Genomic DNA, 15,166 nt, shown 5'->3' with positions numbered 1-15,166 from the left:
CCCAAGCCACCGTATCGGCGACGAAAACAATAAGTCGGTAAGGCGATCGTGCTCACACATTGAGGGTCGATGTGTGAGCACGATGCTCATTAGAACCGCAACCGGACCCCGGTGGAAATGCTCTCGCGGTGGTCGTCACGGCCAGTTTGTGCCTCGACTGACGAGAACAGCTCCACGCCACTCGGAAGGCGGTAGGCGACCCCTGCCGAAGCGGTGCCGACTACTTGCGAGCGCGGAGCGCCCAATGCGGTAAAGGTCAGCGGTGCGCCTGCATAGCTGGCCGTAGCATCGGCACGCTTGCCTTCAATCCGGGCGCGGGCACCAAACCCGACATAAGGCCGGAATGCCGCGTCGGACGTCTCGTCGCGTGCAAGGGTCGCACCGACATCGGCAAAGCCTGTGACCTGACGATCACGCATGACGGTCAGCGCGAACGGTCCGCCGTCCTCGCTCACGCGGCCGCGTGTGGTGCGGATATACGTGACACCAACCTTCGGGGTCACCGTCCAGTCGCCTGTCATGGCCGCTGCATAGCCGATCGTCAGGTCGCCGGCCCAGCTGTGAAGACCGTACCGTCCAGCTGCCGTGCTTGCCCCTGGCAACGACCGCATCGTACGGGCATCGCCACCGTCGTACAGCACCGATGCGCCCAGCCGGACGCTCCCGGCAGCATAGCGGCCGTGGACGCCTGCAACGACGCCATCGGTGCTGGTCGTGGCGCCCAGTGTCGTGATCCGTTGGCGGCTGTCCAGATAGCCGGCAAAGGCGCCGACCGACCAGTCATGGTTGCCGATGCCGATCCCGCCCAGGAACCCATAGCCGCTGCTCCGTGCTTTGGACGTGCCCGCATCTCGATCCGCACCAAGCGTATGCCACTGGCCGACCCCTTGCGCGAAGGTGAAGACACCAACGTCCTCACGGTCAGTCGTCGCAAAGCCAGGCCCGCGTGCAACGTCGGCCAGGCTCAGGGCCTGGTCGACGCCCATCTGGGTCGCTGAGGCATACGGCTCGGGCGTCAGCTGCGCGAACGCGAGCGGGTTGGACGCACCACTCGCGGTGAGCAACGTCGGCAAAACTGCGAACAGGGCACTTGTCGCCGGCTGCACCTGGATCGCTGTATTGGCATAGTCGATGCTGCGCGCAACCTGGGGGCTGAACGCGGCGTCGCCGAGGAACTGGCCAAGCAGCTGTATCCGGTCGGCACGCTGCACGACGAAGCCGAACACAGATGCCGCCTTGTCGATCGTCGTATAACTGCCGGTAATCCCGCCGCTGGCGACGATCAGATCGTATGACGTGCCGGCCCGCACGACACCGTCCGCGACGATGCGCAATGTCGCGCCCGATGCGATCGATAGCCCGCCATTGATCACCAGCTTGTCGGCAACGGTCGGCGTAATCTCGAACAGCGAGACCGAGCCATTTGCGAGCGAGACGTTGCCAGTGACCGTCATCGTGCCCGGCGAAGCGCCGGGGCTAAGCGTGCCAGCGACTGCGATGTCGCCAACGACCGAGCCCGCCGATCCGAAGGTCGCGCCCGAGCGTACGGCAATCTGTGGGGCGCGGATCATGGATCCGGCCAACCCGACGAGTCGACCACCCGACATGTCGACAGTGCCAAACGATGCCGTGCCGGCTATCGTCGCATAACCGGCAGTCATGCCGAACGCTTCGACGTTCGCGATAGAGCCAAACGCGACGGGTGCCGCAGCGCTACCGCCCGCCACCAGAACCGTATCGGTCCCGGCACCGCCATCGACCGACCCGGCAAAAGTGCCTGCGATTGTGAAGCGGTTGTTGCCTGCCCCAAACACGACCGGCGCCGTGAGCGATGCGCCCGGACCGACCGTAAGGTTGGCTACAGCGTTAAGGCGTTCATAGGTCTGAGCCCCTGTAAGTGTAAGTGTGCCGTTGCCCTCGCTGTTCAGGATTTCGAAGTCCCGCAGCATGTCGTTGCCAAGCGTACGGTCGCCTGCCAGTTCGAACGTCGCCGTGTCGGTCCCAGCGCCGCCCGAGACGGTGCCAGTGAGCGTTCCGCCAATCGCCAACCGGAAGCTATCATTGCCAGCGCCGAGATCGATCATGCCGGCGAGCGTACCGCCCGCAGCGACTGTTACGCTCTGTGCGCCGTCCCCAAAGGTCAACGGGGCGACGTTGCTGCCGAGCGTTCCCGTTACGCTCAGCACCCCGCCGGTCAGAGCCACACGCTCGAAGCCCGTCGCGGTACCAGCCAATGTCACCGGCGCGTTCGCCATGAAGCGCAACAGGTCCGTTCCGGCCCCGCCGGCGTATAGCCCGGCTGCGCGTGTCGTGCCGAGCGCCAGCTCGTCGTTGCCGGCGCCTAGCGAAACCATGCCGATATCGCCGTCGACCGAAAGCGTCTCGGCCGCGTCAGAGCCGGTAACGGCGCCAATAGCAAAGCCACCCAGCGCAACGTTGAGGCCTGTGCCTGCTAGTGCCACCGACTGGAAGTTCTGGTCGAGGGTCAACGCCAGTGTGCCACTGCCCTCAACATTCAAGCGTTCGAAGTTGCTGCGCTGACCAATGCCGCTGCGATTGCCCGCGAGCATGACGGTATACAGGTCGTCGCCCGTGCCCCCATCAACGCCGCCTGCGACAGTACTCCCGAGGCCTTCGACAAAGCGATCGTTGCCGGCTCCCAAGAACACGGCCCCCTGGATCGTACCGGTATTGATGACGCTATCATTGCCAGCACCGAGGTCAATGCTGCCAGCGATCGTGCCGGCATTGGTAACCGTTTCAGCACCCGCTCCACCGGTAATCACTACTGCGCCAGCGCTGCTCAGCACCTGCCCGGCTGCGATCGTTACGTTGCCGTCCGACACGCCGATCGTGTCGAAGCGGAAGGTCCCGGAATATGCGACGTTGCCGGTGCCGATCTGCGTAAAGCGTTCGAAGTTGATGAACTGGTCACCGTTGACCGCGCCGCCAACCGTTGCATCAACGATGAGACCGTCATTTCCTTCGCCCGCATCAACGGTGCCGATCAGCACCGCATCTGCGCGCTGGAGGAAGGTATCGTCACCAGCGCCAAGGAAGACGTTGCCTTCGATCCTGCCGCGGTTCTCGACTTCGTCGTCCCCGCTACTGAGATCGATCGAGCCTAGGATCGTGCCAGTATTAACAATCCGGTCACTTTCGCTGCCGATGGTCTGGATTGCGCCAGCGGCAAAGTTCGCAGGACTATCTGCGACGACGGTGCCGCCGCGGATCGTACCTGCGTTGGTGAGGTCGAGACCAGCGTTATAGGATATGATCGCGGTCGCATCTTTGCCGGTCGCTTCGATCAATCCGCTGCTCGTGTTGACGACCATTGCGGCAGCGGGAGCATCAGCGGTGAGCAATAGTGCGATGCCTCCGTCACCGTTGGCGCGGATCGTGCCCGCGTTGGTAACGTTGAGTGTTTGCGTGGCTGCGCTAGCCGTGCTGAGCACAGCACCGATACCGAAGTCGCCGGTTGCTTCGATCGTACCCGAATTGTCCAATGACGCACTGCCGGCCGAGATGCCGCTATCGACCAAAAGCGACACGGCCGTACGCGCAGCTGTGATCGTACCACCATTGACGAGCGCAACCGAAACTGACGAAGGCGCTGCGTCGTCAAGCCAGTATGAAGGGTAAGATGAGGCGGAGAAGGCGCCGACGAGGGTACCGGTGTTGGCCGCTGCGATCGAACCACCATAATTACTCGCCAGATATGCAGCCGTACCGTTTGTGCCCCCCGAAATTCGTCCGCTATTGGTGAACGTCATCCCGGTGGCATATAAGGAAACGGCATCCGAGCTCCCGTCGTTATCAATCGCACCGCTGTTGTTGAACGCGAGCGCTGCTCCCTGTTGAATTGATACGGCATTGCCTGCGAGGGCCGATGTCCCGATGGTTCCGGAGTTCGTCAACGATGCCGTCGTGACGAATGCGCCGCCGTCGATCGAACCTGCGTTGGTGATTGACGCAAGCGTCTGATCCGTCGGGAACAGCGGATTAGGCGTGAACGGCGAGGAGAGTGAATAGGGCAGCATGGTTGTCATGCGACCTTCGATCATGGCTTGGTTCACGATACTGCCGTTGCCCGCCACATACAGGTCACCTGCCAATGTGGCAGGCGCAGTTACGGTCACGACCGTGTCGTTGCCTACCGCCTGTATCAATCCGTCTTCGAAGTTACGGACAGCCGTAAAATCGATCGCAACCGTTGCGCTGCTGGTAAGGATACGGCCGTAGATATCACGTCCTTCGCCACCATCAACGATGCCCGAGACTCCTAAGGAATCTCCGGTCTGAAGCAGCAGATCGCTACTGTCGCCAAACAGCAGGTCACCCGCGATCGTGCCGCCAGCCGCAACGAAGGTGCTGCTTGCGTAGGACCGCGTTGGCGCGCCCGAATAATAAGGGTAACCATACCCCATATCGACGGTGCCGTTCACCGCCCCAGCATTGGTGAACGTACCATAATAGAGCTGAACAGCCGTTCCGCCCGTGCCGGAAATTGTTCCGCCAGATGCGTTGGTGATCGTTGCCGAGGCGGATGTATCGGTTCCGGAAATAGCGATGCCACCGGTGCTCGCCAACATACCCGAATTGACGATCTTTCCGCCATTGTATGCGCTGACCGCGACACCGGCGACCCGAATCGTACCCCGGTTGTCAAGCGTTCCACCCAACACGCCGCGCGCCGCCGCCCCACCGTCAACCTGTGTGATCAGGCCGGTGTTGATGACATTGGCTCCGGAGATGCCGATACCGCCGTCCAGCAGAATGGAGCCAGCGTTAGTGACAGATCCGCTACTGGCAAACCCACCGGTGATGCCGGTCGAACCGCTGAAGGCGTTACGATCGGTAACGGTGATCGTGCCGAAGTTGGTGAAGCTGTCGTCGCTACCAAGGCTCACGCCAACGCCCGAACCTGCAGAGCTGCCAGCCGCCCGCGTGACGGTAATGGTACCGCGGCTGCTGATCGCCAGTGTGCCGGTGGGGCTGCCGTAAGAGGCCTGCGTCGCTAAGATGCTGCTGACGGCAAGCGCCGATGTCGATGTGGTAGTTGCCAAATTGGCGTCGAGGTCGACACTACCGGAGCCGGCCAGCAAAACCTGACGCGTAACCGTCGTTGGGGCAGTCAGTGTTAGAGCAGCGCCGTCCGTCAACTCAAATGCGGCGCTCGCGAACGGACCGACCGGAGTCAACACGGCGGATTGCGTTCCCGTCACGCGATAGCGTAGCAAAGCCCCATCTGCGGCCGTAACCGAGCCTGTGATGCCCGCGAACAGTCCTGGGCCCGTATTGGCTAGGTCGGTGAACAAGAGCCCCCCGGAACCCAATACGAGATCGCCGTTCAACACGCCGCCGGTCTGCGAAATGTAGCGCTGAGAGCCAGCGCTCTGATAGTCCCCGGTCAGCGATACCCGGCCGTTGATCGTGCCGGCGTTGACGACCGACTCGTTGAAGGACGTGCCGGTAATCGCTTGGCCCCCACTACCGATTACGCCACCCGCGTTGTTAAACACCACGCCGTACGCGTCGAGCTGTACTGCAACCCCGTTGCGGTTGCTCGCGGTAATCGATCCGGTATTGGACAGGTACGCGCTGGTCTGCACGCCGATTTGTGCGCCCTGTATCGTGCCGCTGTTTGTCGAGAGTGTGCCAACGTTGCCACTGAGCTGTGCGCCGATGCCGGCTGTTGATCGGATTGTCCCACTGTTGGTCAGACTATTGCCGAAGATCGAGACCCCCGTGCCGAAGACGGTCAGCGTACCGGTGTTGACGATACGTGCCTGAGAACTGCTGATACCGTTCCCGGCCGAATTGATTGCGCCGTTATTTGTGATTTGCGAGGAATAGCCGGACCCTGCCGTGATCGCATAAGCCGATCCGCTGCCAGTCTGGATGCTCCCCTCGTTCGTAAAAACCTGCGCGTTGGCAAACGCGGTCCCAGACGTGACGATGGCCGCACGATTGACGAGGGTTCCACCGCCGATCACCTGGATCGTCGTGGGTGTGACGAAGCCTGCGCCGAGCGTGGTCGTCACGCCTTGGTCGGTGGCAATCGCGAGCTGTTGAAAACCCGTCAGCAATGTGACCGGTGTCGCGATCGTCGTGTCGCTGCCGATAGCGATCTGTTGAGTATTGATGCCTCCACCGGCGTCGACCGTGCCGGTAATGCCCGTTACCGGCGTTGCTGTGCCATCATAGCGCACCACCAGTGTATCGTAGCCGGAGCCGAACACGACCGAGCCGTTGATCCGACCCTGTGATGAATCGATCATGCTGCTGCTGTTACCCGTCACGACGTTGCCGGTGATCGTCCCCCGGTTTACAAGGTTGAGATAGCCGGTGCCGTTTATTGCGGTCGTGCCGCTACTGCTAATCAGGCCGCCAGCCTGATTTTGTACGATCAGGGACGACGATGCCAATGCTGCGCCGGCGCCGAAGTTTGCGATCGTCCCGCTACTGATCAGCGTACCAATGCTCGAACTAACGATTGTTGCTGCACTGCTGTTCGAGCGGATCGTGCCAGTGTTGGTCCATGTGCCGGGACTAATGGTATAGGGGTAGCTCGAGCCAGCGTTGCCTGTCGTTAGCGCGCTATTGCTGCCGCCATCGATCAGTCCTGCATTTTTCAGCATCCCGACGGGCCCGACAATACTGCCCGAGATCGTACCGGTTGCCTGGTTCGTGATCGAGGTGAACGATGACCGGCTCGTCGTGAAGCCATTTGTCGTCGATGCGACATCGCCCCGTAGAGCAATGCCGCTCGATCCGGTAATAGTGCCTGCATTATCAAGGGTAGCAATAAGCATCCCGTAAACATTCCCGGGGGTTTGCCCCATCGTCAGCGCAGTCGTTCCGGATAAGGTTGCACCGTTTGTTACGCTTAACGCCAACTGCGTCGTGCTATCGATGTAGGTAGAAACGGGGCCTGTCAGCAACGTAATTCCACTTTCCGAACCACCCGCCACTTGCCCAGAAATGGTGATCGTCTCGGCAATTCTTGGAAGGGTATTCGCGACTTCGATCGTTATCGGCGAGCTAGCTGTATTGGTGACGGTTGCACTGTCGGCAACGCTCACTGTTGTGCCTGCTGTCGTGACGCGAATACCGTTCACGTCAGTGCCGGCACAGGTAGTGATGCTATTTGCTACCGTTGGTTCGGGTGAGCACTGTGCGAATGCTGGCTCTGCGACCCAAACAGCTGCAACCATTGCACTCGTCTGCAGCGCGCGCATGCGCACACGGCGCGTCCGCGACGTCATTTCTCCGACCTTCATATATTCCCCCGAGTGTTGGAGGAATCGCTAATGAATCGGCTAGGGCATGTCTACAACGTACTGTTTGCCGCCAACCGACGAGCTCGTATGTACGTGAGAGGCGGCATAAATTTATGCAGTCAAGCGGCGTTTAATAAGGGTTCTGGCGAAGCAGATCTCAGGAATGCCAATATGGTAAATTCGGATTAATAATATCTTTCTACTATATAGATAGTAGAGGGATGCGTACTGTAAAATCTCGAGAACCGCATCTATCAATACTGTCGCTGCGATGTCTGAATATTTGTAATAATCTATTTAGTCCCAGCTTATTCGCTTCGCTAGCAAAACCTCTCAATGAACGCGGGGCGGGATGGATTATTCACATTGCGCATCTCGATTTAAATTTCGAGTTAGATGAGCTGCGAGAGTAGTGTTACATGAAAAATCTAGGTACTAATTCTACAATTTTAAAAAGATTGATACGCAGGTCAATTGTTGCTGCAACCAGGCACGTGGGAATGACACCTCGGTCTAACGATTTTGGCCTGTCTGCTCCCAGTTAGCCTGGGCTTTCAAATGGCGTTCGCGGCGTGAAGCCTCCCGCAGCAACCTCTTACGCTTCTTTCGCGAAGTCATGAAAAGATCTGCCAGAACTATAAAAACAAGTGCGAGGATGATCATGTAAGCCATCATCGTCTCCAAAAATATTGGTTCCGATATATAACCGATATGAACCAAATTGGCTGCGTGTTTACAAGCTTAACGGAGTGCGCCGTCTCATTCTGGCGCACCGGTAGTTCCGTAATCTGATTCCGTACGATGTCCGTTGGCCGGCTCAGTGCGGTCATCCACTCGAAATTGCGGCGTTCGATCGCAAACCCAGCTCCATAAACGCCTTCGGCGTGCAGCTCCGCCAAGTCCCGTCGAACCCGAGGGGGCAGGATCGCATGAGATAAACGAACAGCTTTTGAAGGTGAAGTACGTTAAGCCTTGCCGATTGTCAGGAAACTGTAATAGTCCGTGCGAGTGATCGGCAAATGCCGGCATGTGAGAGGATAATTGGATGCTGACGGCAGGAATTTCGTGGTGCGTTGTCTCGATCGCTCTGGGATTTGGTGCCGGGCGTGTGGCAAACCGCGTGAAACACCAAGCCGTGTAGGTAATGTGGTGCGTTGCCGTCGCGGTAGCCTGTATTTGGGGTGGTTCGTGTTTTTTGATGGCCGTCGCGGGGCTAGGCTACCTGTGCAGTTCGGCTGTTCGCAGGTTTTTCGACGGTAACGATGGGTGAGTAATCCATATCCATGGCGTTGTCACAGACGCGTCTATGGGGTCAGGAGATCATAGCATCTCGCTCGTAAATAACCATTGCCTTGGTATAGGCAGTCGATCATGCGGCTATGTGAGTCCGATCTTCAGCGACAGCTAGCATAGTGTTGACCGCCTCAAGAATTTCCGCAGTGGGGCGTGCTCCCCAAGCCTGTGGGTCGACTTGGCACAGTTTGGCGCTGGGCGAATAATATCCGTGAGTAGTGGTAACGAGCGGGATATTATTTTCTATTGCGTAAAGGTCGATAAGTGATGTGACCTCAAAAAAACTCGCATTGACGACAAGCGTTGCGCCCGAAACGAACGGAAAAAATAGAGGCTTTGGAAGCTGGCTAACGTAGATGATGCCATGCTGAAGCGCAAAATCTATGGTTGACCGGAAATATCCTTCGTCGGATCCCTTCCCGCCTGCCAGTACAATCTCATACCCGCGATCACGCAACTGCATGGCGGCCAGTCCTTGGAGTGCTGCAAGCTGGTTTTTGCGTGGCTCAATGCGGCCTGATACCAAAATGTAGCGTGGCGCAGCCGACATGCTGGGAGATGCATAAGGTGCTACGGGATGTGGCAATAACCATGCCCCGTGCCCAGGTGCCCCATGACTGGCGCTAATTTCTGCGAGTTCACTTTCCGACGTTACCAGAAGTTCGCACCGTTTAATGAGCTGGGCAATGACTCGGTCGCGGCTAAGCGCTACCCGCAGTCGGGACGCGTCCAACTTTCGCAGCGCTTTTGCCGCATCGACCATCGCCTCGTATCGATCGGGGCGCTTGCCCGCGAGCGAACCAAGCACACCTTTCAGACCGCCTACTCGGCCTAGATATTTTGCGACGCCAGCAACGGGATGGTGAAGCGGATACAGTAAGATCCGGCCCTCAGGACGGGCGCGCGCCATGGCGATCGCCGCTTCATAGGGACGATCAATATTAAACAGGAACAATAGGTCGGTTGCGTCAAGGGCCGGGGGCAGCGCCTCGGCACTAACTACGCAGACGGTTGCTCCTGCAGCTTGAGCATCGCGTGCGATCTGACGAGCAAGATCGACGTCACCCCCTGGCTTCGCAGCATGATCGTGACGTAGCACGAAGTAGCAGCAGCCATACCCCTCAAGCGTCGCGATGTTAAAGGGTTCTAGCAACGTATTCTCTCCATGCCTGCTATCTGCATGGCGATATCAGGGGGTTGGAGCAAGGTGTCAGATCATACGTCAGTGATCCATCTGCGGCGTTGTGGCTGATCCGCATCAAGCGCCTGCCGTCCTGGAGGCCCTCGGAGCGGACAGCCATGTGCCGCGAACAGGCATTCTAACGGAACTGCCAGGCTAACTAGCGGGTAGCGAAGAGTGCATTCCGCTCACCCTTTTGCCGAGACTGGTGTTGAACCAGGCCCGTATCGAATGGTCTGCTAGATAATGGCCCTTCTGCCGGCCGATACATTCCTGTCAGCTGCCTCACCGCCAGCGGTGACGTCGCCGATCTGGCAGGCATGCTGGGGCGAAGCTCATTTTTCAAACGCCGCAGCTCTCAGAAGTCCCAGATATGCCGTAATGGGGTCGACAACATCCTGCGACTGGTCCACCCGCGACATGATAATTGTTCCTTATCAGGGCGCTGCTGGTCACCGATGTTCTCGATTTTCAACGTAAGTGGCGTGGAGGGGGTTCAGTCGCATGACGTGCTCACGCGCGATTGGACCTTCGTTCCGTCAAAGCCGTGGCAGGGAACATTCGCTCACCGACTGCGGGCAACGATCGCCGGCCGCCGCCCGCCGCCCGAGCAGGCGATTCTAAAACGACCAAACTGGCGATCGCGCTGGGTTCTCTACTTTGCCTATCTTCCGCAAGGTAAGGTAACGCCTGCGCATCTTTTTACACTCGAAAGACTGGCTCGAATGGATGCCGGCCTGTTTGTCGTGTGCGCACTACCCCCAAACACCGCAGTGCCAACGGCCATCTACGATTATGCGGATGCCGTTGCGTCTAAGGGGTTGGGTGGCTTTGATTTTTCCGCTTACGCCATTGGGCTACGCAGCCTCGTCGAAGAAAGCCCAGGGTGTAATTTATTTGTAATGAATGACTCTGTTTTTGGACCATTCGTTGATCTGGACAAAGAGTTTTCTGCCGCGAGCTGGGATCTTACTGGGTATACCGCGTATTCTCTGATCGAAAACCACATTCAATCTTATGCCTTCATACTAAAAAATGTCAATGATCGAGTAGAAAAGGCTTTAAGACCCGTATTTCCAAAAAGATATACGTACGACAGATACAAGGACGTCGTCTTTCAGCAGGAAACTCGACTAGCCCGTATTGCGAGCCATCACATGTCGGTGGGCGCCAAGTGGTTCTCAGATCATCGGCTCACGAGTGAGCCGTCATTCTTTTCTGCTATTTCTCTTCTAAATTCTGGATTTCCGTTTCTGAAAAAGTCCCTGCTCCATAGACGGCCCGATGTATATGATCATGAAGACATCCAGCATGTCCTGGAGGAGCTTGCTCACCCACGCGGATAGAGCTGTATTGCCCCTAAACCGGGAGGGGGCTGTTAGCGTTGGATGGTTAGTTGCGTAATTGAGGCTTGTTTTGAATAACGATCTTGTAAGCGAGGTACAGACAGACCCGCCGCTCAAACCTTACTCCCCCCCAATCAACCACCTTGCAGGTCGTGACTGGCTGAACATGCAAGCGGTTGGGTCTTGCGACGGGACGAGCCGCAACCGTAAGGCAAGTTTCACCGGTATCCCGAAGGCTGGCAATTGTGGCATAGGGCCCCGATGGAGCAGCGTATCAGCCCCCTTCGGACACCGCATATGACTACGAGCAATCGCCGGTATGACCCCATTCCCGGCCATGCCCCGGTTCAGACACCAGGACATATTCCCGGCAATCCTGACTCGCTCATCTCGATAGGCAATATGGAGGCCAGGCGCGTGCGGTGCTACGCAGCGATCGCCGGTGGGGATAGCGTTGCGATCGGGTTGGGCTTTCTCCTTGCCAACCTTGTATATCTCGGAGCGTGGTCGTCCTTGCACGGAACGACGATGTTGAGCGTCCTGCTGCCAATCTATTTCTGGGTGGCTGCGATCAACGGTTCCTACAATGCCGAGGTTCTTCGGGACCCGCGCATTGGTGCTTTCAAGGCTATTCGGGCGATCGTATTTGCCGGCGCCGCGATGCTGATCATCGCGTATTCGTTCAAAATCGGCGCGGTATTCTCGCGCTGGATTTTTTGGACCGGAATGATCGGCGCCGTTGCACTTCTGGTCGCCATACGGCTCGCGCTAGGGCGGATCCTTCTTCGCAGTCTTGGGGGGGCTCCGTTCAGCACGGTCGTTATCGTTGACGGCGTTGCCTGGGATGCCGAGGCGCATAGCGTCGTCATCGATGCTCAACAAATTGGCTTTGATCCTTTGACGGAGGATCCCCTTCAGTACCACCGACTGGCAAAGCTCGTTGCCCATGCCGACCGTGTCGTAATAGCTTGCCGCGACGAGCAGATCGTTGCGTGGGCCCATGTTCTCAAGAGTATGGCCGTCGACGGTGAGGTTCTGGCGCCTGACGTTGATCGCATCGATATGATTGGTATCGGTCGCTTCCAGAGCCACAGAACCTTGGTGGTGTCTGCAGGCCCGTTGCATCTAAGGGCACGTATCTTGAAGCGCTTGTTCGATGTCATTGTCTCGGCCCTGGCGTTGCTGCTGCTGTCTCCGCTGCTTGTGATGATCACATTGGCTATTCGCCTTGAATCGTCTGGGCCGATCATGTTCCGGCAACAGCGAATTGGGCGCGACAATACGTTGTTCATGATGCTTAAGTTTCGCAGCATGTATCATGATCAATCCGATGCGACCGCAAGCGTGCTAACAACCCGTTCGGACAGCCGCGTAACCCGGGTGGGGCAATTCATTCGCCGTAACAGCCTCGACGAGCTCCCACAGCTTATCAACGTCCTGCGCGGCGATATGAGCGTAGTCGGGCCGCGGCCGCATGCCTTGTCGGCGCGTGCGGCAGAACAGCTTTATTGGGAAATCGACGCACGCTATCGGCATCGTCACGCGGTCAAACCGGGCGTGACCGGTTTGGCGCAGGTTCGTGGGTTTCGAGGCGCGACGGTCCTGAAGACCGATTTGACCAATCGACTATCGTCGGATCTCGAGTATCTGCGAGACTGGTCGATGGGCAAGGATTTCTGGATCCTGTTTCGCACCGTCTTCGTCATTAGGCACGACAATGCATTCTGAGAACGTTCCATACAGTCCGCCTGTCAGTGTCGATTCAACCGGCTCGCATTGGCTGATCGATCCAGCGCGTATATCCGTCGTCATTCCCACCTTGAACGCCGAGCCGTATCTGTCGGCATTATTGCCGGCACTGGCACAGCAGGGGCTTGCCCCCGAACAGTTCCTCGTCGTGGATTCCGAGTCCGGCGATGCGACCTGTGACGCGTTTCGCCGCTTTGGCGCAACGGTCGTGGGAATTGACCGCCGGACGTTCAACCACGGCGGTACGCGGCAGTTTGCGGTCGAGTTGCAACCCGAGGCCGACATCGTCGTCATGATGACGCAGGACGCCATCCCGCAGGGACATGATACGATAGCGCGGCTGGTTAATGCCTTTACCGATCCCGGGGTGGGAATGGCATATGGACGGCAGCTACCTAGGACTGCCGCACGCGGCATCGAGCGGCATGCACGGCTCGTCAACTACCCCCCGAGTTCAGAAGTTCGCGGGTTAGAAGACCGTACACGTGTCGGCGTGAAAACGGTCTTCTGCTCTGACTCCTTCGCAGCGTATCGTGTGAGTGCGCTTGCGGAAGTAGGTGGCTTTCCAATCGATGCTTTTTTTGCAGAAGACCAGCTCGTCGCCGGACAGATGCTGATAGAGGGTTGGCAGATCGCCTACCGCGGCGATGCAGAGGTGATCCACAGCCATGGCTATACGGTCGCCGAAGAGTTTCGCCGATATTTCGACGTCGGCGTATTTCATGGCCGCAATCGCTGGCTGATCGATACGTTCGGCGCTGCCGAAGGCGAAGGGTTACGCTTTATACGCTCGGAGCTGACCTATCTGGCGCGTCACGATCCGATGCTGTTGCCGTCGGCTATTGTTAGAACATTTGCGAAATATGCAGGCTACAAAATGGGTAGTCGCGAGGCAAAATTGTCTAATCGATGGAAGCAACGGCTCTCTATGCAGCCCTTTTACTGGCGTCGGCAGCCAGATTGATCCGTACCTCCGTTGACGCTTGGGCCAACGTTAATCAAGGCAGCACTGCCAAACGGTGGCGAGGCATAGGAGCGTCCCCGCAGATCAATGATCAGGCGGCACCGGATCAGGTATCTGGGGCCTTATCGAACTGAGATAGATCGTATGGTTACAGGCTGTGCCGACATTCGATCGTTTGACATCAACGTCAACGTCTGTGCCTTGCATCCCTCTGGCGGTACCGTGATATTCACGCCGGACAGTTCGTTGCCCGCGGTGGCAAAGCTACGGATTAATGCTGTGGCCGATCCAGAACACGTTAGCTGCCACTCGGCTGGTGCTTGCAGTGCCGACCCCTGGACGATGTCGGCGTCGATACGATGCGTTCCAGGTTGCAGGAGCAACGTCTGCGCTAAAAGTGGTACGGCTATGTCATGAGCTGGATTGATATCCAGTACATACCCTTGGTCGGTTTGCCGAAACGCAATGAATTGATCGGCATCAGGGCCGATACGCCACTCAAAGGCACTGACGGGCGCGCCTTTTTGGCGTGTAGCAACCGCCCTGAAAGAGGGATCGTACGGAACCTGACCGCGCGCGTTTGACGATATGCCAAAGCTTCGAAGCCAGTACCCACGGGCCATCGCGACGTCGCCGGTATCCACCATACGATCGATGAACGTCATCCGCTCGGCTCCAGACGGAGGCGATTTCGTTCCTGCCAAGAGTGACAGCAGGGCTTCCATCTTCGGATAGGATTCCCGAGGCAAATTGGTTCGGGAATCTGCAAAAAAGCCTCCGCGCCAAGGCGGGTTATCTTTCAGCACCGCTGCAAATGCCAGACGTGAAGGCGCATCGCCGATGCTGGCATGGAACAGCTTTTGAACCGTAGCTGGTTCGGTTTGGCGGCGCGCCAGAGCGTTGAGTTGCGCCATGACCCTTGGGTAATCGGTTTGTAGAGCAGCATCGCGCATGACCCACAAACTGGTTGGCGTATCGCGCCAGCTAAGTTTTTCTGCGACTCTCATGACATTCGCTGCGACAGCTGGCTTGGTCGCCTGAAGCGCCTGACCGAGGGTACGCATGATACGTACGTCCATAGGGGCGGCAAAGGCTGTCGGTTTGGCGATCGCAAGAGCTTGATCGAAATGCTGGCTACGCAGGTACAGCTGCGCCAGCTTGTTTCCGGCATCAGGGTGCGAGCCTGGATCGAACAGGAGCAAAAGTGCAGGACTGCCGCTCCTGGCTGCTACCGCGGCGAGCCCCTGCACCCCGACAAACCACAAGAGCAGCGCGGCACCAACGAGTGTTGCACCCTTACGAGCGTAGCCACGCCCTGTGGACTGCGATGTGGTCTGTTCGGTTTGCATTG

At 58.1% G+C, this 15,166-nt stretch carries 6 protein-coding genes; 3 read left to right on the top strand and 3 right to left on the bottom strand.

The annotated features are described in order from the left end of the window. Nucleotides 1-89: 89 nt before the first annotated feature. Nucleotides 90-7,283, bottom strand: a complete 7,194-nt coding sequence (locus tag SJY41_RS21060; RefSeq protein WP_380784337.1) for an autotransporter outer membrane beta-barrel domain-containing protein — start codon at nt 7,281-7,283, stop codon at nt 90-92. 1,369 nt (nt 7,284-8,652) lie between these two features. Further along, entirely contained in the window at nt 8,653-9,729 is a 1,077-nt protein-coding gene (locus SJY41_RS21055) for a hypothetical protein (protein ID WP_380784336.1), read from the bottom strand. A 485-nt stretch (nt 9,730-10,214) separates the two neighbouring features. Here SJY41_RS21055 and SJY41_RS21050 point away from each other — a divergent pair, with 485 nt between their 5' ends. The 3 genes from SJY41_RS21050 (at nt 10,215) to SJY41_RS21040 (ending at nt 13,815) form a co-directional block, all read left to right on the top strand. Continuing rightward, on the top strand, nt 10,215-11,102 hold the full coding sequence (locus SJY41_RS21050; RefSeq protein ID WP_380784335.1) for a rhamnan synthesis F family protein: 888 nt from the start codon (nt 10,215-10,217) through the stop codon (nt 11,100-11,102). Nucleotides 11,103-11,363: 261 nt separating this feature from the next. Further along, entirely contained in the window at nt 11,364-12,830 is a 1,467-nt protein-coding gene (locus tag SJY41_RS21045) for an exopolysaccharide biosynthesis polyprenyl glycosylphosphotransferase (RefSeq protein ID WP_380784334.1), read from the top strand. Further along, on the top strand, nt 12,820-13,815 hold the full coding sequence (locus tag SJY41_RS21040) for a glycosyltransferase family 2 protein (RefSeq protein ID WP_380784333.1): 996 nt from the start codon (nt 12,820-12,822) through the stop codon (nt 13,813-13,815). Before SJY41_RS21045 ends, SJY41_RS21040 begins: the two co-directional genes overlap by 11 nt. Nucleotides 13,816-13,937: 122 nt before the next feature. On the opposite strand, the gene SJY41_RS21035 is transcribed toward SJY41_RS21040, so the two are convergent. After that, nucleotides 13,938-15,164 (bottom strand): hypothetical protein, encoded by a 1,227-nt coding sequence (locus SJY41_RS21035; RefSeq protein ID WP_380784332.1) that lies wholly within the window; start codon nt 15,162-15,164, stop codon nt 13,938-13,940. Nucleotides 15,165-15,166: the final 2 nt, after the last annotated feature.

Source organism: Sphingomonas sp. R86520 (genome assembly GCF_042466285.1).
Taxonomy (GTDB): domain Bacteria; phylum Pseudomonadota; class Alphaproteobacteria; order Sphingomonadales; family Sphingomonadaceae; genus Sphingomonas.
The sequence above is the reverse complement of the archived record's forward strand: the minus strand, read 5'-3'. Positions and strand labels throughout refer to the sequence as shown.

Bases quoted from the DNA above. Each gene is read 5' to 3' on its own strand.
- SJY41_RS21045 (WP_380784334.1), top strand. From the start codon at position 11,364: ATGGAGCAGCGTATCAGCCCCCTTCGGACACCGCATATGACTACGAGC.
- SJY41_RS21040 (WP_380784333.1), top strand. From the start codon at position 12,820: ATGCATTCTGAGAACGTTCCATACAGTCCGCCTGTCAGTGTCGATTCA.
- SJY41_RS21060 (WP_380784337.1), bottom strand. From the start codon at position 7,283: ATGAAGGTCGGAGAAATGACGTCGCGGACGCGCCGTGTGCGCATGCGC.
- SJY41_RS21035 (WP_380784332.1), bottom strand. From the start codon at position 15,164: ATGCAAACCGAACAGACCACATCGCAGTCCACAGGGCGTGGCTACGCT.
- SJY41_RS21050 (WP_380784335.1), top strand. From the start codon at position 10,215: ATGTTCTCGATTTTCAACGTAAGTGGCGTGGAGGGGGTTCAGTCGCAT.